This window comes from Pseudomonas sp. P5_B2, assembly GCF_056400445.1.
Genome location: NZ_JBFULH010000016.1, coordinates 1 through 21,174, shown reverse-complemented (window position 1 = coordinate 21,174; position 21,174 = coordinate 1). Strand labels below are relative to the sequence as shown.

Below are 21,174 nucleotides of genomic sequence, written 5' to 3'. Positions count from 1 at the left end.
TGAATCGAGACTACCAAGCAAGCGCTTGGTTTGTAAATGCCTGAAATATCTTCTGCCCGAGCGCTTGCTAGGTGGCCGTCGCCAGCTTAAATTGCCCGCGCACCCGGCTGTTTTAGCGGCGAGCGGCCGTATTTGATTGATCGACTGTAGGAGAGAACGGGTGGACGAGCAAAAAGCCCTGAGGGTCATGCGCGAATTGGTCGACAACGGCCAATTGACCGACCYGGACAGCGCCCGCGGCAAACTGCTGCAAGTGGCGGCTCACCTGTTCCGCAACAAAGGTTATGAACGCACCACCGTGCGCGATCTGGCCGGTGCTGTGGGCATCCAGTCAGGCAGCATCTTTCATCACTTCAAAAGCAAGGACGAAATCCTGCGCGCGGTGATGGAAGAGACCATCCGCTACAACATGGCCTTGATGCGTGCAGCGCTCGCCGAGGCCGACAATGTGCGCGAACGCGTGCTGGCGCTGATTCGCTGCGAATTGCAGTCGATCATGGGCGGGCGCGGCGAAGCCATGGCGGTGCTGGTGTATGAATGGCGTTCATTGTCCGAAGACGGGCAGGCGCAGGTGCTGGCGCTGCGTGATATTTATGAAGACATCTGGCTGCAGGTGTTGGGTGAAGCTAAAGAGGCGGGTTTTATTCGCGGCGATGTGTTCATCACGCGCCGCTTCCTGACGGGCGCATTGTCCTGGACTACCACCTGGTTTCGCGCGGGCGGCAGCATGAGCCTCGATCAATTGGCCGATGAAGCCTTGATTCTCGTACTGGAAGAAAAGCAGTAAGGTTGTGCCGGAAAAAAGGAACTGGCTAAGTGGCCGAAACCACCTGGCTTGATGCATTGATGCGTATTTTTCAGGGAGTGGTTTGTTTTGATGTCTTCGCCAATCAGGACGGCTTCGTGGTTATTGCTGGCATCGCTTGCGACGCTCTGGGTATTGCCGTCCCATGCTGCGCAAACGGTTCGGGTGGGTGCCGCCCATTTTCCGCCCTATACCATCCGCCCGGAATCCGGCGTTGACACCGGCCTGCTGCCACAATTGGTCGAGGCGTTGAATCGACTTCAAAGCGACTATCAGTTTGTTCTGGTGCCTACCTCCATTCCCCGGCGCTTCGGTGATTTGAAACAGGGTCGGATCGACATGGCGATTTTCGAGAACCCGAACTGGGGCTGGCAAGACATATCGCATACCACTGTGGACATGGGCCTGGAAGACGCCGAGATCTTTGTGACGCAACGCCTTCCGGACCGCCAGCAAAACTACTTTGTCGACATTGGCGGCAAACGGCTGGCGTTGTTCAGTGGCTATCACTATGAATTCGCCCACTTCAATGCCGATTCGAAATTCCTTGCGCAAAACTACAACGCTACGCTGACCTATTCCCATGACAGCAACTTGCTGATGGTGCTACGCGGTCGAGCGGACATAGCTTTGGTGACGCGTTCGTACCTGAGCGATTATCTGCTGCGCAACGAGAAAGTCGCCGATCAGTTGCTAGTGTCCCAGCGCATCGATCAGATCTATCACCACTACGCCATCCTCCGTTCCGCCGCGCCCATCAGTGGTGAAACGTTCGACAAGTTGCTGCAAGACTTGCGGGATAACGGACAGATGCTGAAGATTTTCGATCCGTACAAAATTGTCGTAGTGCGGGTGCCCGGCCCTGAAATCGCGCCACGAGTCGCGTATTGAGCGACTTTCCTTAAATTTCCCGCCCCGGCTCACGTCACTTCGTTGAACTGTCGACGATTATCGTGAGCCCGACCCATGCCCAATTTGAATGATCTGACTGCCCTGGCCTTGCCCTTCGAAGGGCTGCTTGTAGCGGATGAAACCGAAAGCCGCCTGCATTTGCATCTGCAAGGGCAGCCATTGATCCAGCTGTGCCTGACCCGTGAGCCCGAATTGAAGGTGCAGGTAGAAAAGCACTTTGGCCATCCCGTCGAACAGGTCATCCGGCTGGCGTGTTATTGGCTGTTTGCCCGTGATCCAGCTTGCCAGCGCCTGACCTGGCAACTCGATGAGATCCCCACTCAAGCCCTGCTCAGCGGCTTGCTGATTCCTGGCGAAGTCGTCGGCCAGCATCACTGCTTGCGCACCCTGTTCTGGCAATTGCCTCAGCCATGGCTGATAGAGAGGCCGACGCCCGGCTATCCACAACATCCGGTCATCAGCGATGGCAAGCGCCATCCACTGCGTCCATTGAAGCCGAGCGGTGAAGTCTATCGGCGCTTTGATGCGCGCCTCGGTGCCTGGATTTCCCTGCGCACGGTGGACATTGAGCAGGACCTGGAGCGTTTCAATCGCTGGCAGAACAACCCGCGAGTGGCGAGTTTTTGGCAGGAGGAGGGCAGTCTCGAACAGCATCGCCAATACCTGAACAAACTGGCGGCGGACCCGCACACGGTGACCTTGATTGGCTGTTTCGATGATCAGCCGTTTGCCTATTTTGAAGCGTATTGGGCCAAGGAAGATCGCATCGCACCGTTCTATGACGCCGGCGATTATGACCGTGGTATTCACATGCTGGTGGGTGAAGAAAGCCACCGTGGTCCACACAAAGTGGCGAGCTGGTTATCAGCGCTGGTGCATTACCTGTTACTAGACGATCCGCGTACTCAACGGGTGGTGGCCGAGCCTCGCGCCGACAATGCCAGGATGATCGGGCACATGCAGGGGCAGGGGTTTTACTGCGAGAAAGAATTCGACTTTCCGCACAAGCGCGCAGCTTTGATGGTATTGGGGCGGGAGCGGTTTTTTGATCGGTGCGTGTTGGCTTGATGCTTCAAGTTCAGGATTTGCAGCGGTCTTGAGTTCGCCTTCGCGAGCAAGCCCGCTCCCACATTAGACCGCGTTCGCCTGAACAACTCGGTCGAATGTGGGAGCGGGCTTGCTCGCGAATGGGGCGACGCCGATTTCAGATTTAGCGTCGAGCAAAGGTATCCGCCCGACTCCCCGATACCTTTCGGCAGTGCACCAGCGCATCACGAATCATGAAGTTCACCAGGGTCGGCGAAACACCGAGTTCCTTGGCAATGTCCTTTTGCGGCACCCCGTGCAGGCGATACATCTCGAAGGCATAGCGGGTACGGCTCGGCAGCTCCGTCAGCGCATCGGCAATGTGCTCGAGGGTCGAGAAATTGATGTGCGAGGTTTCGGGGGAGGCACCTTGAATCACTACGTTCAGACCTTCCTCTTCAGGGCCGGAGTACTTCTGTTCCAGCGCCTGCTTGCGGTAGTGGTCGATCGCCAGGTTGCGCACGATCTGGAACAGATAGCTGAGCTGAGCCTTGAACGACGACGTGATCGCCGGTGCTGATTGCAACCGGAAAAACGCATCCTGCACCACGTCTTCAGCGCGTGACCTGCAACCGGTAATGCGGGCTGCAATCTTGACCAGAATCAGTCGATTGTCGACGAACGCTTGAAGTAGCGGTGAATCGCACCTGCTTGTGGATACTGGTTCCATCATGGAAATCACCCTGCTGCAATAAGGTTGGCGGGACGACTCGCAACCTGCGTCGCCCTGCGCGTCGAGCGACAAATTAGGTTGAATGATAATGATTGTCAATTGAGAAAGAGAACTAATGCGCCTCCGTGGTGCAAAGTGCGAACTGCCTCACGCTGATGCCCTTGCATGCAGCACCCATCCCCGCTGGCTATCCGGCCTGCCGACTAATTATTTCAAGACGTCATCCGTTCTCATTGGTGAAAGGCACCGGGTCAGTCCCGGCCACACCCGCACTCCCATTGCCTTGCGCGGTCGGCGAAGACCGTGTCGTGCACGCCTTTCCATGGGCGTGCCGTCAGAAAACCGATACCACTTTGCAAGCCGAAATCAGGCAGGAAACCTCATGACCGACGCGTTCGAACTCCCAAGCACTCTGGTCCAAGCCCTCCAGCGCCGCGCGGCCCTGACGCCGGATCGGGTGGCCTTGCGTTTTCTCGCCGACACCCCGGATCAAGCGCTGGTACTCAGCTATCGCGAGCTGGATCAGCGCGCGCGAACCATTGCCGGAGCGTTGCAGGCCCAAGCGGCATTTGGCGATCGCGCGGTGCTGCTGTTTCCTAGCGGCCCGGATTACGTCGCGGCGTTTTTTGGCTGTTTGTATGCGGGAGTGATCGCGGTGCCGGCCTATCCGCCGGAGTCGACCAAGCGTCATCATCAGGCGCGTCTGCTGTCGATCATCAGTGATGCCGAGCCGCGCTTGCTGTTGACCAGCGCTGATCTGCGCTACGCCTTGCAGCAGATTGAAGGCGCGCCGTTGTTGCTTTGCGTCGATACCCTCGAGGCTGAATGGGCGAACCGCTGGATCGAGCCGAACCTCCAAGACGACCACATTGCCTTCCTGCAATACACCTCCGGCTCCACCGCGTTGCCTAAAGGCGTGCAAGTCAGTCACGGCAATCTGGTGGCCAATGAGCTGCTGATTCGCCACGGCTTTGGTATCGATTTGAACCCTGACGACGTGATCGTCAGCTGGCTGCCGCTGTACCACGACATGGGGCTGATCGGCGGTCTGTTGCAGCCGATTTTCAGCGGTGTACCGTGTGTGTTGATGTCCCCGGCATACTTTCTCGCTCGGCCACTGCGCTGGCTGGAGGCGATCAGCGAATACGGCGGCACCATCAGCGGCGGGCCGGATTTTGCTTATCGGCTGTGCAGCGAACGTGTCAGCGAGTCGGTGCTGGAGCGGCTCGACCTGAGTGGCTGGCGTGTGGCGTATTCCGGTTCCGAACCGATTCGTCTCGACACCCTGGAGCGCTTTGCCGAGAAATTCGGCCCATGCGGTTTTACCCAGGACACTTTCATGGCGTCCTACGGCCTGGCCGAAGCGACGTTGTTCGTTGCCGGCAGCCCTCGCGGGCAAGGCATTGGCAACCTGCGCGTGGAGGACCAAGCCTTGGCACAAAACCGCGCGGAGCCGGGCGAGGGCCGCGCGGTCATGAGTTGTGGCATCAGTCAGCCAGATCACGCGGTGCTGATTGTCGACCCGGTCGCGCTCACTGAACTGGCCGACAATGCTATCGGCGAAGTCTGGGCTAGCGGGCCGAGCATCGCCCTCGGCTATTGGCGCAACCCCGAGGCTAGCGCCAAGACCTTCGTTCAGCACGACGGCCAGACCTGGTTGCGCACCGGCGACATGGGCTTTATGCGCGACGGTGAATTGTTCATCACCGGGCGCCTGAAAGACATGCTGATCGTTCGCGGACACAACCTTTATCCGCAAGACATCGAACAGACCATCGAGCGTGAAGTGGACGTGGTGCGCAAAGGACGTGTCGCCGTCTTCGCGGTGCAGATTGACGACCAGGAAGGCATTGGCATCGCCGCTGAAATCAGCCGCAGTGTGCAGAAAATCCTGACTCCCGAAGCACTGATCAATGCGATCCGCCAAGCCGTGGCCGAGGCGTTTCAGGAAGCACCGAGCGTGGTGGTGCTGCTCAATCCAGGCGCGTTACCCAAGACCTCCAGCGGCAAGTTGCAGCGCTCGGCGTGCCGCAATCGACTGGCGGACGGCAGTCTCGACAGCTATGCGCTGTATCCGTCAGCGCTCACCGAACCTGAAGGAAAGACCGAACCGGCTTCTGAACTGCAGTCCCTGATCGGCCAGATCTGGGGCGAACAGTTGCAGGTCAAACAGGTCAATGCCGACGACCACTTTTTCCTGCTCGGCGGCAATTCCATCGCCGCCACTCAAGTGGTCGCGCGACTGCGTGAAGCGCTTAGTCTTGAGCTGAACCTGCGCCTGCTGTTTGAAGCGCCGACCCTCGGTGCGTTTGCCATCGCGGTGGCTAAGCAGCAACAGGATGGCGGCCTGGCCCAAGGGGCGATAACCCCGTTGTCGCGCACCGAAGCCATGCCGCAATCGCTGGCGCAAAATCGCCTGTGGATCACTTGGCAACTTGACCCGCACAGCCGCGCCTACAACATTCCCGGTGCGTTGCGCTTGCGTGGCGAGCTGGATGAAGACGCGCTGCGCGCCAGTTTCCAGCAACTGATCGAACGTCACGAATCCCTGCGCACAAGGTTCTTCGAGCGTGACGGCGTGGCGTTGCAACAAGTGGATGAGGCCGGTGAGTTCCACCTGCAATTGATCGACATCAGCGACTTGCCCGCCACCGAGCGTGAGACTCGCGCAGCGCAAATCCGTGAAGACGAAGCCCGCACCCTGTTCGATCTGGAGAAAGGTCCGCTGCTATGGGTGACCCTGGTGCGCCTCGCTGACGAGGAGCATCAACTGCTGGTGACGATGCACCACATCATCGCCGACGGTTGGTCGTTGAACGTGCTGATCGACGAGTTCTCGCGCCTGTATGCTGCCGCATCCCAAGGACAAACAGCAGCGCTTGCGGCATTACCGACGCGGTACTCCGACTACGGCAATTGGCAGCGCCAATGGCTGGCGCAAGGCGAGGGCGAGCGTCAGCTGGCTTACTGGAAAGTACAGTTGGGCGACGAGCACCCGCCCCTCAATCTGGCCACCGACCATCCGCGATCGGCGCAAATCACCCACAGTGCGGCCCGCCATACCGTGGCTTTGGGCGCGTCCTTGAGCGATGCCATTCGCCAAACCGCACAGGCTCACGAAGCCACACCGTTCATGCTGTTGCTTGCTGCGTTCCAGAGTCTGTTGCACCGCTACAGCGGCCAGCGTGACATTCTTATCGGCGTGCCGAATGCGAACCGTCCACGCCGGGACACCCAAGGGCTGATCGGCTTCTTCATCAACACTCAGGTGCTGCGTGCCGAGGTGGATTCGCGGCAGCCTTTCGCTGAGTTGCTGGCGCAAATCCGCCAGAGCGCATTGGGCGCCCAGGCGCATCAGGACCTGCCCTTCGAACAACTGCTCGAAGCGTTCCCGCAAGCCCGCGAACAAGGCCTGTTCCAGGTCATGTTCAACCACCAGCAACGGGACTTGACCGCACTGCGCCGCCTACCGGGATTGCTCGCTGAAGAGCTGCCGTGGCATAGCCGCGAAGCCAAGTTCGACCTGCAATTGCACAGCGAGGAAGACCAAAAGGGTCGCCTCAGCCTGTCCTTCGACTACGCCACCGAACTGTTCGACGCGGCGACCATCGAGCGTCTGGCCGAACACTTCAGCAACCTGTTGCGCGCCATTTGCGAACAACCCGACACCACCATCAGCGACCTGCCGCTGCTGACCGCGATTGAACTCGACCAGCAAACAGCCTGGAGCGCGGCGCCTTGCACACCGGCCGGTCAATGGCTGCCGCAACTGCTCAACGAACAGGCGAAGCTGACGCCGGAACGCACAGCGCTGATGTGGGACGGCGGCGCCATGGACTTCGCCGACCTGCATACCCAGGCCAACCGCCTCGCGCATTACCTGCGCGACAAAGGCGTGGGCCCGGACGTGTGCGTGGCCATCGCGGCCGAACGCTCTCCGCAATTGCTGATTGGCGTGCTGGCGATCATCAAGGCCGGTGGCGCGTATGTGCCACTGGGCCCGGACTACCCGGCCGAGCGCCTGGCCTACATGCTCAGCGACAGCGGCGTCGAATTGCTGCTGACCCAAACCGGACTGCTTGAGCGTCTGCCGGCCACCGATGGCGTTAGCGTGATTGCCATGGACGCGCTCACTCTGGACCGTTGGCCGAGCCATGCACCGGGGCTGCATTTGAATGGTGACAACCTCGCCTACGTGATCTACACCTCGGGTTCCACCGGTCAGCCAAAGGGTGTCGGCAATACCCACGCGGCGCTTGCCGAGCGGCTGCAATGGATGCAGAACACCTATCAACTAAACGATACCGACGTGTTGATGCAAAAGGCGCCGATCAGTTTCGACGTGTCGGTATGGGAGTGCTTCTGGCCGCTGATCACCGGTGCCCGTCTGCTGATTGCCAGCCCCGGTGAACACCGCGACCCGCATCGCATTGCGCAACTGGTTCAGCAGTACGGCGTGACCACGCTGCATTTTGTGCCGCCGCTGCTTGCGTTGTTCATAGACGAACCGCTCAGCGCGCAATGCAGCAGCCTGCGCCGTGTGTTCTCCGGTGGCGAAGCCTTGCCGGCGGAACTGCGCAACCGCGTGCTGGAACAATTGCCCTGCGTGCAACTGCACAACCGTTATGGCCCGACCGAAACCGCGATCAACGTGACCCATTGGCATTGCACCGCCGCCGATGGCGAGCGTTCGCCGATTGGCCGTCCGTTGGGCAATGTCATTTGCCGCGTGCTCGACGGTGACCTCAACCCCGTGCCGACCGGCGTGCCCGGCGAGCTGTGCATCAGCGGCATCGGACTGGCGCGCGGTTATCTGGGTCGTCCGGGCCTGACCGCCGAACGTTTTGTCGTCGATCCGCTGGGCGAGCAGGGCGCGCGTCTGTACCGCACCGGCGACCGCGGGCGCTGGACCACTGACGGTGTGCTCGAATACCTCGGTCGCCTCGATCAGCAGGTCAAACTGCGCGGCTTCCGTGTCGAACCACAAGAGATCGAAGCGCGGTTACTGGCGCAGGAGGGTGTCGCGCAAGCCGTGGTGCTGGTGCGCGAGACGGCAGCCGGCGGGCAGTTGATCGGCTATTACACCGCCACTGAAACCCGCGAAACCGAAGACGCGAAAACCGCACGCCTGAACACCGCGCTGGCGGCTGAGCTGCCGGAATACATGGTCCCGGCGCAGTTGATGCGTCTGGAGCAAATGCCCCTGAGCCCGAGCGGCAAACTCGACCGTCGCGCCTTGCCCGAGCCGCAATGGCAGGTGCGCGAACACGTCGAACCGGTCACCGCGCTGGAGCAACGCATCGCGGACATCTGGCGCGAAGTGTTGGGCCTCGCGCAAATCGGTCTGCGCGACGACTTCTTTGCCCTCGGTGGCCATTCGTTGCTGGCCACGCAAATCATCTCCCGCACGCGTCAGGCCTGCGACGTCGAATTGCCGCTGCGTGCGTTGTTCGAGAGTAGTGAACTGGGCGCGTTCGCCGAGCAGGTCCGGCTTATTCAGGTCAGCGGCAAGACCAACAAACAGCCACCGATAGAAAAAGTTGACCGCAGCCAGCCGGTGCCGCTGTCCTATTCCCAGCAGCGCATGTGGTTCCTCTGGCAGATGGAGCCGGACAGCCCGGCGTACAACGTCGGCGGTATGGCGAGGTTGCGTGGCGTGCTCGATGTCGGGCGTTTCGAAGCGGCGCTGCAAGCGTTGATCATGCGTCACGAAACCCTGCGCACCACGTTCCCGAGCGTCGATGGCGTCGCCCGGCAGCAGGTCCATGCGCAATCAGGACTGCGAATGGACTGGAAGGATTTTTCGGCACTGGCTGGCGAAGTTCGCGAGCAACGCGTCCAGCAGCTGGCTGACGACGAGGCGCATACAGCGTTCGATCTGGAGACCGGCCCGTTGCTGCGCGCCTATCTGGTCAAGACCGCCGAACACGAGCATTACCTGGTGCTGACCTTGCACCATATCGTCACCGAAGGCTGGGCGATGGACATTTTCGCCCGGGAACTGAGCGCGCTCTACGAAGCCTTCGTCGATGATCGCGAATCACCGCTGGCGTCGCTACCGGTTCAATATCTGGATTACAGCGTCTGGCAGCGTCAATGGCTGGAGTCCGGCGAACGTCAGCGCCAGCTCGACTACTGGACCGCACAACTGGGCCGTGAACATCCGCTGCTGGAATTGCCGGCAGATCGACCGCGTCCAGCCGTGCAAAGTCATCAGGGCGAACTGTTCCGCTTCGACCTGAGCGATGACCTCGCGGCACGCGTCCGCACCTTCAACGCGCAAAACGGTTTGACCCTGTTCATGACAATGACGGCGGCGCTGGCCGTGCTGCTTTACCGTTACAGCGGCCAGACTGATTTGCGCATCGGTGCGCCGGTGGCCAACCGGATTCGTCCGGAAAGCGAAGGGCTGATCGGTGCCTTCCTCAACACCCAAGTGTTGCGTTGCCGGCTCGACGGGCAGATGTCCGTCGGTGAATTGTTCGAGCAGGTTCGCCACACCGTGATCGAGGGCCAGTCCCATCAGGACCTGCCATTTGACCATTTGGTGGAAGCGTTGCAGCCACCACGCAGCGCGGCTTACAACCCGCTGTTTCAGGTGATGTGCAATGTGCAGCGCTGGGAATTCCAGCAGAGCCGCACCCTGGCCGGCATGACCGTCGAGTACCTGGCCAATGATGCGCGAGCGACCAAGTTCGATCTCAACCTGGAAGTCACTGATCTCGATCATCGCCTCGGTTGCTGCCTGACCTACAGCACCGATCTGTTCGATGAACCGCGCATTGCGCGAATGGCCGGGCATTGGCGCAATGTGCTGGAAGCGTTGCTGGACGATCCTCAACAGCGCCTCGGTGAACTGCCGTTGCTGGACGCCAGCGAACAGCAAAACCTGCTCGATAGCCTCGGCGTCGAGCCGGGTGAGCATCGCCTCGACCAGTGCATTCATCACCTGTTCAGCGAGCAGGCGCAGGCCCGTCAAGACGCACCAGCCCTGGCCTTTGCCGGTCAAACCCTGAGCTACGCCGAACTCGACAGGCGTGCCAATCAACTGGCCTGGATGCTCCGCGAGCGCGGCGTCGGCCCGCAGGTGCGCGTCGGTCTGGCGCTTGAGCGGTCGCTGGAAATGGTCATCGGCCTGCTGGCGATCCTCAAGGCCGGCGGCGCTTATGTGCCACTGGACCCGGAATATCCGCTGGACCGCTTGCAGTACATGATCGAAGACAGCGGCATCGGTTTGCTGCTCAGCGATGCGGCGATGTTCGAAGCCCTCGGCGAGTTACCGGCAACCGTCACTCGCTGGTGTCTGGAAGAGGACACTGCCGGGCTAGTCAATTACCCGACCACTGAGCTGCCGTTTATCAGCCTGCCGCAACATCAGGCCTACCTGATTTACACCTCAGGCTCCACCGGCAAACCGAAAGGCGTGGTGGTGTCTCACGGTGAAATTGCGATGCATTGCCAAGCGGTCATCCAGCGCTTCGGCATGCGCCCGGACGACTGCGAACTGCACTTTTATTCAATCAACTTCGACGCCGCGACCGAGCGTTTGTTGGTGCCGTTGTTAAGCGGTGCGCAAGTGGTTTTGCGGGCGCAAGGGCAGTGGGATGCGCAAGAAATCTGCGACTTGATTCGTCGGCACAACATCAACATCCTCGGCTTCACCCCGAGCTACGGCAGCCAATTGGCACAATGGCTAGCGACCCGCGGTGAAACCCTGCCGGTGCGCATGTGTATCACCGGCGGTGAAGCCCTGACCGGTGAACACCTGACGCGCATTCGCGTTGCGTTCAAGCCGAGCCTGTTTTTCAACGCATACGGCCCGACCGAAACCGTGGTCATGCCGCTGGCCAGTCTCGCGCCCGAACAGTTGGAGGAAGGTCTGGGCAGTGTGCCGATTGGCAGCGTGATCGGTGCGCGGGTGGCGTACATTCTTGACGCGAATCTGGCCCTCGTACCACAAGGCTCGACTGGCGAGTTGTATGTCGGTGGTGCCGGTCTGGCGCAGGGGTATCACCATCGTCCCGGCATGACGGCCGAACGATTTGTGGCTGATCCGTTTGCCAATAATGGCGGACGCCTGTACCGCACCGGCGACCTGGTGCACCAACGTACGGATGGGTTAGTGGAGTACCTGGGTCGTATCGACCATCAAGTGAAGATTCGCGGTTTCCGTATCGAGTTGGGCGAGATCGAAATTCGCCTGTTGGAACATGAATCAATCCGTGAAGCGGTGGTGCTGGCGCTTGATGCGCCGAGCGGCAAACAACTGGTGGGGTATCTCGTGACTGAGGTCGCCGAGCAGGACGAAGCGCAACAAGCGGCACTGCGCGAAGCCCTGAAACAACACCTTAAATCCCAGTTGCCGGATTACATGGTGCCGACGCACCTGATCCTGCTGGCCCGCATGCCGCTGACCGCCAATGGAAAACTCGACCGTCGCGCATTGCCGGCGCCGGACCCGGAGCTGAACCGTCAGCACTATGTGGCGCCGAGCAATACGCTGGAACTGACATTGGCCGGCATCTGGTGCGATGTGCTGAACGTCGCGCAGGTCGGTCTCAACGACAACTTCTTCGAGCTGGGCGGCGATTCGATTCTGTCGATTCAGGTGGTCAGCCGGGCGCGGCAGCAGGGCATCCATTTCAGCCCTCGTGACTTGTTCCAGCACCAGACCGTGCAATCCCTGGCCGCCGTGGCGACCCGCACTGAGCAGGTCATCGCCGAGCAAGGCTTGCTCAGCGGCGAGTCGCGTCTGACGCCGATCCAGCATTGGTTCTTCGACACGGATATCCCCGAGCGCCAACACTGGAACCAGGCGTTACTGCTGGAACCGAGCGTGGCCCTGGAACCCCATCGCCTGGAGCAAGCGTTGCTAGCGGTGATCGAGCACCATGACGCCTTGCGCCTGCGTTTTACCGAAGTAGCCGGGCAATGGCGGGCCGAACATCAACCGGTGTCCGACACCGAGTTGTTGTGGCAAGTGCGCGTGCCGGCCATGGACCAGTGCGAGGCGTTGTTTGCCGATGCCCAGCGCAGTCTCGACCTCGGAACGGGGCCTTTGCTCCGTGCGTTGTTGGTTGATGGCCCCGACGGGCAACAACGGCTGTTCATTGCCATTCATCACTTGGTGGTCGACGGTGTTTCGTGGCGGGTGCTGCTGGACGATCTGCAAACGGTTTACTGGCAATTGGAGGCCGGGCAAGCGGTCAATCTGCCGGCGAAAACCACTGCCTTCAAGGACTGGGCGGAACGCTTGCAAGCTTACGCTGGCAGTGAACCCCTGCGCGAAGAATTGAGCTGGTGGCAGTCGCAACTGGCCGGGCCTTATGTCGCTCTGCCGTGCGATCGTCCTGAGGGTTGCAGGCAGAATCGCCACGCACAAACCGTCAGCGTGCGCCTCGATGCCGAGCGCACTCGCCAATTGCTGCAACAGGCCCCGAGTGCTTACCGCACGCAGGTCAACGACCTGTTGCTGACGGCGCTCGCCCGCGTGCTGTGTCGCTGGAGCGGCGACGAATCGACGCTGATTCAACTCGAAGGTCACGGTCGCGAAGCCCTGTTCGACGAGATGGACCTGACCCGCACCGTGGGGTGGTTCACCAGTGCCTATCCATTGCGGCTGACCCCACTGGACGGGCAGGGCGCCTCGATCAAAGCGATCAAGGAACAACTGCGCGCCGTACCGCACAAAGGCTTGGGTTATGGCGTGTTGCGTTATCTGGCCGATGACCTGTGCCGCCAGACCATGGCGGCGCTGCCGGTCGCACCGATCACCTTCAACTACCTCGGTCAGTTCGACCAGAGTTTCGGTACGGATGCCTTGTTCCATCCGCTCGATGAAGCGGTCGGCGCGGCCCACGATCCCCACGCGCCGCTGCCCAATGAGCTGAGCGTCGACAGTCAGGTCTATGGCGGTGAACTGGTGCTGCGCTGGACCTTCAGCGCCGAACGTCATGACCTGAAAACCATCGCTGATCTGGCGGATGCTTACGTACGTGAACTGCAAAACCTGATCGAACATTGCCTGCAAGACGAGGCGGGTGGCCTGACACCGTCGGACTTCCCGCTGGCGAAATTGACCCAGGCGCAACTCGACGAGCTGCCGGTTCCAGCGGCCGTGATCGAAGACGTCTACCCACTGACCCCGATGCAGGAAGGCATGCTGCTGCACACCTTGCTCGAGCCGGGCACCGGGCTTTATTACATGCAGGATCGCTACCGCATCAACAGCGAGTTGGATCCGCAGCGTTTCGCCCAGGCCTGGCAAGCGGTGATCGCCCGTCATGAAGCCTTGCGCGCTTCGTTTTGCTGGAACGTCGGCGAAGACATGCTGCAAGTGATCCACAAACCGGGCAGCACGCCAATCGAATACCTCGACTGGAGCGCGATGGCCGAAGCCGAGCAAGAACCGACGTTGCAGGCCTTGCTGAAAAGCGAGCGCGAGTCCGGCTTCGATCTGCTCAATCAGGCCCCGTTCCACCTGCGTTTGATCAAGGTCGGTCCTGCGCGTTACTGGTTCATGATGAGCAACCACCACATCCTGATCGATGCCTGGTGCCGCTCGCTGTTGATGAACGATTTCTTCGACATCTACACCGCCCTCGGCGAAGGCCGCGAAGCGCAATTGGCGGTGCCACCGCGCTATCGAGACTACATCGGCTGGCTGCAACGCCAGAGCCTGGCCGAAGCACGACAGTGGTGGAAAACCAATCTGCAAGGCTTCGAACGGACCACGTCGATCCCGAGTGATCGACCGTTCCTGCGTGAGCATGCTGGCGACAGCGGCGGCATGATCGTCGGCGACCTCTACACAAGACTCGATGCCCGTGATGGTGCGCAACTGCGTGAACTGGCGCAGGCGCATCAGCTGACCATCAACACCTTCGCCCAAGCGGCGTGGGCCTTGGTGCTGCGCCGTGTGAGCGGTGATCGCGACGTGCTGTTCGGCGTCACGGTGGCCGGGCGTCCGGTGGACATGCCGCAGATGCAACGCACGGTCGGGCTGTTCATCAACAGCATCGCGCTGCGGGTAAAAATGCCCGAAGACGATCAGCGTTGCAGCGTGCGCCAATGGCTGAGCGGTTTGCTCGACAGCAACATGCAACTGCGCGAGTACGAATACCTGCCGCTGGTGAGCATTCAGGAAACCAGCGAACTACCCAAGGGCCAGCCACTGTTCGACAGCCTGTTCGTGTTCGAAAATGCCCCGGTGGAGGTGTCGGTGCTGGACCGGGCACAAAGCCTCAACGCGACCTCGGATTCGGGCCGCACCCACACCAACTTCCCGCTGACGGCCGTGTGCTATCCGGGCGATGACCTCGGCTTGCACCTGTCTTACGACCAGCGTTATTTCGATGAATCGACCATCGAGCGCATGCTGGGTGAGTTCAAGCGACTGCTGTTGGCGCTGGTCGAAGGGTTCCATGGCGACATGGCTGACTTGCCGCTGCTGGGTGCCGAGGAAAAGGACTTCCTGATTCATGGCTGCAACCAGAGCGAACACGAGTACCCGCTGGCGCAAAGCTACGTCGCATTGTTCGAAGCTCAGGTGGCTGATCATCCGCAACGAATTGTTGCCAGTTATCTGGATCAGCAATACAGCTACGTTGAGCTGAACCAGCGCAGCAACCGCCTCGGTCACGCCCTGATCGCCGCCGGTGTCGGGCTGGATCAACCGGTGGCGTTGCTGGCCGAGCGCAGCCTGGATTTGCTCGGCATGATCGTCGGCAGCTTCAAGGCGGGGGCGGGGTATCTGCCGCTGGACCCGGGCATGCCGAGCCAGCGCCTGAGCCGAATCATCGACTTGAGCCGCACGCCGTTGCTGGTGTGCACTCAGGCCTGTCGCGAACAAGCGCTGGCGTTGCTGGACGAGTTCGCTTGCGTCCAGCGGCCCAGGTTGTTGGTCTGGGAAGAGGTGCAGGCGAGTGCCGTTTCAGTGGCCAATCCGGGCATCTACAGCGGGCCGGATAACCTCGCCTACGTGATCTACACCTCGGGCTCCACCGGTCTGCCCAAAGGCGTGATGGTCGAACAGCGCGGCATGCTCAACAACCAGTTGAGCAAGGTGCCGTACCTGAACCTGAGCGATGCCGACGTGATCGCCCAAACGGCTTCGCAAAGCTTCGACATTTCGGTCTGGCAGTTCCTTGCCGCACCGTTGTTCGGTGCGCGGGTGGACATCGTGCCGAACACTATCGCCCATGATTCACAGGGCTTGTTGGCGCACGTTACGGCACAAGGCATCACCGTACTGGAAAGTGTGCCATCGCTGATTCAAGGCATGCTCGCCCAGGAGCGCGTGAGCCTCGATGGTCTGCGCTGGATGCTGCCGACTGGCGAGGCCATGCCACCGGAACTCGCGCATCAATGGCTGTTGCGCTACCCGCAGATCGGCTTGGTGAATGCTTATGGTCCGGCGGAATGTTCGGACGACGTGGCGTTTTTCCGCGTCGATCTGGCCTCGACGCGTGGCAGCTATTTGCCGATTGGTACGCCGACCGACAACAACCGTATGTATTTGCTCGATCGCGCGCTGGAACTGGTGCCGTTGGGCGCGGTGGGGGAACTGTGCGTGGCAGGCATCGGTGTCGGGCGCGGTTACGTCAGCGATCCGCTGCGGACGGCGCCGGTGTTTGTGCCGAACCCGTTCGGCGCGCCGGGGGATCGACTGTATCGCACTGGCGACCTGGCCCGTCGCCGCAGCGACGGCGTGCTGGAATACGTCGGGCGTATCGATCATCAAGTGAAGATTCGCGGCTACCGCATCGAACTGGGTGAAATCGAAGCGCGCCTGCACGAACAACCGCAGGTCCGCGAAGCAGCGGTGGGTGTGCAGGAAGGGGTGAATGGCAAGCACTTGGTCGGCTATCTGGTAGCGGCCGATTCGGAGCTCAATCCGACCGAACGGCTGGAGCGGATCAAGCAACGACTGCGCGCCGAACTGCCGGAATTCATGGTGCCGTTGCATTGGCTGTGGCTGGATCGCCTGCCGCTCAACGCCAACGGAAAACTTGATCGAAAGGCGCTACCGGCGCTGGAGATCGGCCAGTTGCAGAGCCAGGATTATCTGGCGCCGCGCAATGAGCTGGAGCATTCGCTGGCGGACATCTGGGCGCAGGTGCTGAAAGTCGAGAAGGTCGGTGTGCGGGACAACTTCTTCGAGCTGGGGGGGCATTCATTGTTGGCAACGCAGATTGCATCGCGGGTGCAGAAAGCGCTGCAAAGGAATGTGCCGCTACGGGCGATGTTTGAGTGCAGTTCGGTGGCTGAGTTGGCTGAGTACATCGAGGGCTTGGCGGCGAATGACATCACTGAGGAGAAGGTGGATCGGCTGAATGATCTGATGGCGGAGTTGGAGGGGCTCTAGATCTCTAGCGCCTTTGAAGTCCCCTTCGCGAGCAAGCCCGCTCCCACATTCGACTGTATTCCTATGGGAGAACTCGGTTAAATGTGGGAGCGGGCTTGCTCGCGAAGGGGCCGGTGAGCTCACCAATACAACGTCGGGTGAAACTATCTAGGCCCCAGAATTTGCGCCAACTTGTCCGGCGAAGGCGCGCCTTGCTGCTGTTGCAGTTCGCCCTTGTCATCCCTGTAGAAAATCGCCGGGGTTGCCTGCAACTCCAGGTCTTCCATCAACTGCATGTTTGCCGCCAGTTTCGCCTGAATTGCCGGCGGCACGTCCTTGAGGGCCTTGAGCGAACTCGCCTTGCCCGCCTTTTCGTGTTCTGCCAGCGCTTTTTCCGGGTCATTGGCCGCCAGCAACGCCACCGATTTGCCCGGACTGTCTTCGCGAATGATCCCGACCATGATGTGCCGCAATTGCACCTTGCCGGCCTTCACCCACGGCCGCGCCTGTTCCCAGAAGACGTTGCAGTAAGGGCAGTTCGGATCGCTGAACAGATACACCACACGGGGGGCATCTTTTTTGCCATCAGCGATCCAGTTACTGGCTTCCATCTTGCCCCAGACCTCCTTGGCCATTGGCGCGTAAACCAGCTTCTGCAACGGTGCGGTGGTCAGGTCGTTGCCGTCGGCATCGTAGAGGTTGCCGAGCAATACATGCTTGCCATCCGGGGTCAGGTACAGCGCCATGCCACGGTTCTGGTATTGCGCTGCGTACCCGCGCAAGCCGTCGGGTGCATCGAACTGGCCGACGATTTTCGCGCCCTTTGCTTCGATCTTCTTGATCGCTTCAGGCAGTTCTTCAGCGGCCTGTACTGACGGCAGGTGCAGCAGGGCGGCGCCCAGGGTCAGCGTCAGCAGGTGGCGGAGGCGGGGCATGGCAGTTTCCTTGAAGAGGGTGGCGGTGTGGCAGAAGAAGGGAGGTCGAAGTTTTCCAGGGCGTGGGCCAGGCTGGCTTCCGAGAGTTCGCCCAAGTGGCTGCTCAGCAGGCGACCGTCATTGCTATAGAACAGCGTCGTCGGCAACGCCATCGAACCCACGGCCTGTCCCAATCGACCACTGCCATCGAACAGTACGTTGGTCAGGCTCAGGCCCTGGGTTTCGAGGAAGGTGGCGACGCTTTGCATGCTTTCGGCCTGATTGACGAACAGGAAGGTCAGGTCCGGCCGGTGTTGCTGGGCGTTTTCCAGTACCGGCATTTCCCGACGGCACGGCGGGCACCAGGTGGCCCACAGATTGATCACCAGCGGTCCGCCCTGGTAATCGGCCAGTTGCACGGTTTCACCGGCGGCATTGCGCAAGGTGATTTCCGGCAGGCGCGTGCCTTGTTCGTAAATGCCCAGGGATAGGGTCGCCAGCAGCCAGAACGCTACACCACTGCCCACGCCGAATCCCAGAGGCCGGCGCAAACTCGGTCGACGCCAGCCGCGATACAGCGCCGCGAGCAGCAACACGATCACCCCAGGCCAGGCGAGGAAACCACCGTCGCGAAGGTCGATGACTTGCCACGGATCGTTGCGATAGTGCGCCCAGTAAACGGCGACGAAACTGATCCGGGCTGCCAGCATCCCCGTCAGGAACAGGCTGAAGAGTACCGACTCGGGGTTCTCGCCACCGCGCTTGGCCACCCGCCAGCCGACAAACGTCGCCAGTGCCAGAGCGCTGATCAGCAGCAGATGGTTAAGCGCGATGGCAAAGGTGCCGAGGGTAAAAGTCAGCATTAACGGGCGTCTCGGGTCGTGGTCCAGCGTTGCAGGAAGGTGTCGGCATCGACCTCGCCGGTGATGCGCTGGCTGCGACGCTCTTCGCCGTCGGCGCCGATCCACAGGAAACTCGGTGGCCCCGGCACTTTATAACGGCCGAGCAGTTCGCGGCTGGCGGCATTGTCAGCGGTCACATCCAGCCGGAGCAAGCGCACATCGCGCAACGCTTGCATCACGTTGGCTTTGCCGAAGACCTGTTTTTCCATGACTTTGCACGAGACGCACCAGTCGGCGTAGTAATCCACCAGCACCCACTGGCCCTGAGCCTTGGCCGCCTCCAGTTCCCGTTGCAGCACTTGCGGGTCTTTGATTGTGGTGAAGGCCTCGTGGCCGACCGGTGCGGTGGCACTGGCCGTGGTTGAACCGCGATAGACCTGCAGTGGCTGAAACAAATCGTCGCTGCCGCCCGCTGCGCCGATCACTAGCAGGCTGCCCCACAATCCGAGCACTAATGAACTGGCACCGAACACATGCGCCGTCCGACCAAAACCGCTGGACTGGCGCCAGGCACTGTAAGCCGCCATCAGCAGCAGTGCGCCACACAAACCGATCCATAGCGATTCATCCAATACCGGGCGCAACATCAGCAACGCCGTGGCGAGAAACAGGAAGCCGAACACGCCTTTAAGCAAGTTCATCCACGCGCCGGGTTTTGGCAAGAAGCGATTGCCAATGGTCACCAGCAGCAACAACGGCACGCCAATGCCAATGCCCATGGCGAACAGTATCAACCCGCCATGCAACGCATTGCCGCTTTGCGCGATGTAGAGCAGGGCACCGGCCAGCGGCGCGGTCATGCACGGACCCACCAGCAAGCCGGACAAGGCGCCCAGCGCGCCGGCCCCGACCAGACTGCCGCCACGCTGATTGCGCGACACGTTTTCCAGACGGTCGCGCACGGCCACCGGCAGTTGCAGTTCGAAGAAACCGAACATCGGCAACGCCAACAGCACAAATACCGCTGCAAAACTGCCCAGCAGCCACGGGTTTTGCAGCAGCGCTTGCAGGTTCGCACCGAGCAACGCGGCCAATACGCCCATCGCCGCATACACCAACGCCATACTCACCACATAGCTGCCCGCCAGGGCAAACCCACGTTTAGGCGTGGCGCCGCTGCCAACAACCAGACCGGCCAAAATCGGCAACATCGGCAACGAACAGGGCGTGAACGCCAGCAGCAGACCCAGGCCAAAGAACACCAGCAAACTCCAGCCCAGCGCCCGTTGTTGCAGGTCACTGGCCAGGGATTGATCCGGTGCTTCGTTTGCGGTAACCGGGACGTTGCCGCCCAGATTCACCACCTGCGTCTGCGGTGGATAACACAAACCGGCATCGGCACAGCCCTGGAAGCCGACTTTGATCTGACCGGTCGCATCGGCCGGGATTTTCAGTTCCAGACCCTGACGGTAAACCTGTTGTTCGCCAAAGAACTCGTCACTGTGCGCTTCGCCTTGTGGCAAGACGGGATGCTGTTCAGCAGGCAAGCCATCGAATTTCAGGCGTTTCTGATAGAGGTAATAACCGTCGGTGATCTGCCAATAGAGCTGTGTTTCACCGGATTCAAGGCGTTGGGATGTGAAGACGAACGCCTTTTCCACCGGCAGAAATTCAGGTTTTGTGTCGAACGGATTGGTCCCTGCCTGGGCCAGACCCGAGATCAAGAGGACGAAAAATATAAACAGACGACGCATGGGTAAGCCTTATCCCTGTGCAGGTGAGGTGCACAATGGGAGGCGGCGATTAACCGATGATTAACCGCACGCCGCACCTCGGTGAGTCCTCAGTCTCTCTGCAGCCCCGGCCAATTACTGTCATTGATTTTTATCGGGCCGGTCTCTGCTTTATTATTTTTCAGGTTGTACCTGATGTATTCGTTGTTGGTGAGAAAGATGTAGTAATAAGTATCGACTAAAGGCGCGTCATTTTGCACGGCGCCTATAATTCGGTTTTTATACGGTGACAAGCCAGGCCAAGAGTCAGACGTAATTGGCAGGCGTGTTGTTTTATTGGTGGTGTAGTTGAAGATGATGTAGTACCCGTCATTTGTCAGAAAGCGGAATACGTTTTTGGGCGCGAAAGTATCCCACCAAGTGCCGGCGACGATAGTGTCAAAATAAGGCGCTAATGAGTGCCATATCGAGTTTTCAAGAAGGTAGTTGGCAACTGGCTTGTCAAGGTCCTGGTCGTATTTGCAGACCATGGGTGTGTTGTTGGTGGTATAAAACAGCCATAAAATATCGTCGCCCCCTGTGCCTGAACCGGTGAGCGCGCTGGACGTGAATCCGAATCGCAGATTCTTTAATTGGGCATGAACGGTTCCCCAGTTATCAGCTGTGATGTCGGCAGGATATCCCTTCGCTACGGTATTGGAGTCAATATCAAATCGGGAGTATTTATTAGTATCTTTGAAGAAGAAGTAAATTTTGTCTTTGCCGGAGCGCCAATCAACGGCCACAAAATTGTTGAGTATTTGCATGGTCTGATTCCTTTCAATTGATTGAGTTTTTTGTCTTGATAGTTGCAGTGTCATAGTG

Annotated in this window: 9 protein-coding genes; 4 read left to right on the top strand and 5 right to left on the bottom strand. The window is 60.1% G+C overall.

All coding sequences use genetic code 11. From position 1 onward, the window contains the following. The first annotated feature begins 160 nt into the window (after window positions 1–160). From AC1DRJ_RS03585 to AC1DRJ_RS03575, 3 genes are all read left to right on the top strand, one after another. Window positions 161–787 carry a TetR/AcrR family transcriptional regulator gene (locus AC1DRJ_RS03585; RefSeq protein ID WP_477800864.1) on the top strand — a complete coding sequence of 209 codons (627 nt, stop codon included), beginning with the start codon at window positions 161–163 and terminating at the stop codon, window positions 785–787. Between the two features lie 90 nt (window positions 788–877). Further along, window positions 878–1,696, top strand: coding sequence for a substrate-binding periplasmic protein (locus AC1DRJ_RS03580; RefSeq protein WP_477800863.1), 819 nt, complete (start codon window positions 878–880; stop codon window positions 1,694–1,696). 75 nt (window positions 1,697–1,771) lie between these two features. Continuing rightward, window positions 1,772–2,785 (top strand): GNAT family N-acetyltransferase, encoded by a 1,014-nt coding sequence (locus AC1DRJ_RS03575; protein WP_477800862.1) that lies wholly within the window; start codon window positions 1,772–1,774, stop codon window positions 2,783–2,785. A 142-nt stretch (window positions 2,786–2,927) separates the two neighbouring features. On the opposite strand, the gene AC1DRJ_RS03570 is transcribed toward AC1DRJ_RS03575, so the two are convergent. Continuing rightward, on the bottom strand, window positions 2,928–3,476 hold the full coding sequence (locus AC1DRJ_RS03570; RefSeq protein ID WP_007943290.1) for an RNA polymerase factor sigma-70: 549 nt from the start codon (window positions 3,474–3,476) through the stop codon (window positions 2,928–2,930). 382 nt (window positions 3,477–3,858) lie between these two features. On the opposite strand from AC1DRJ_RS03570, the gene AC1DRJ_RS03565 reads away from it, so the two are divergent. Next, entirely contained in the window at window positions 3,859–16,842 is a 12,984-nt protein-coding gene (locus tag AC1DRJ_RS03565; RefSeq protein ID WP_477800861.1) for a non-ribosomal peptide synthetase, read from the top strand. Window positions 16,843–16,985: 143 nt separating this feature from the next. On the opposite strand, the gene dsbG is transcribed toward AC1DRJ_RS03565, so the two are convergent. The 4 genes from dsbG to AC1DRJ_RS03545 form a co-directional block, all read right to left on the bottom strand. Beyond that, the gene (dsbG, locus tag AC1DRJ_RS03560; protein WP_477800860.1) at window positions 16,986–17,756 is read right to left on the bottom strand and encodes a thiol:disulfide interchange protein DsbG; all 771 of its coding nucleotides are present in this window, start codon (window positions 17,754–17,756) and stop codon (window positions 16,986–16,988) included. Beyond that, window positions 17,732–18,598 (bottom strand): TlpA family protein disulfide reductase, encoded by an 867-nt coding sequence (locus AC1DRJ_RS03555; protein ID WP_477800859.1) that lies wholly within the window; start codon window positions 18,596–18,598, stop codon window positions 17,732–17,734. The genes dsbG and AC1DRJ_RS03555 overlap by 25 nt, the downstream gene beginning before the upstream one ends. Then, the gene (gene dsbD / locus AC1DRJ_RS03550; protein WP_477800858.1) at window positions 18,598–20,331 is read right to left on the bottom strand and encodes a protein-disulfide reductase DsbD; all 1,734 of its coding nucleotides are present in this window, start codon (window positions 20,329–20,331) and stop codon (window positions 18,598–18,600) included. The genes AC1DRJ_RS03555 and dsbD overlap by 1 nt, the downstream gene beginning before the upstream one ends. A gap of 89 nt (window positions 20,332–20,420) precedes the next feature. Beyond that, a partial coding sequence (locus AC1DRJ_RS03545; RefSeq protein WP_477800857.1) for a hypothetical protein occupies window positions 20,421–21,174 on the bottom strand: 754 nt, incomplete at its 5' end.

Excerpts from the sequence above, each read along its gene's own strand:
- AC1DRJ_RS03580 (WP_477800863.1), top strand. The coding sequence starts at position 878 with ATGTCTTCGCCAATCAGGACGGCTTCGTGGTTATTGCTGGCATCGCTT.
- AC1DRJ_RS03575 (WP_477800862.1), top strand. The coding sequence starts at position 1,772 with ATGCCCAATTTGAATGATCTGACTGCCCTGGCCTTGCCCTTCGAAGGG.
- AC1DRJ_RS03570 (WP_007943290.1), bottom strand. The coding sequence starts at position 3,476 with ATGATGGAACCAGTATCCACAAGCAGGTGCGATTCACCGCTACTTCAA.
- AC1DRJ_RS03565 (WP_477800861.1), top strand. The coding sequence starts at position 3,859 with ATGACCGACGCGTTCGAACTCCCAAGCACTCTGGTCCAAGCCCTCCAG.
- dsbG (WP_477800860.1), bottom strand. The coding sequence starts at position 17,756 with ATGCCCCGCCTCCGCCACCTGCTGACGCTGACCCTGGGCGCCGCCCTG.
- AC1DRJ_RS03555 (WP_477800859.1), bottom strand. The coding sequence starts at position 18,598 with ATGCTGACTTTTACCCTCGGCACCTTTGCCATCGCGCTTAACCATCTG.
- dsbD (WP_477800858.1), bottom strand. The coding sequence starts at position 20,331 with ATGCGTCGTCTGTTTATATTTTTCGTCCTCTTGATCTCGGGTCTGGCC.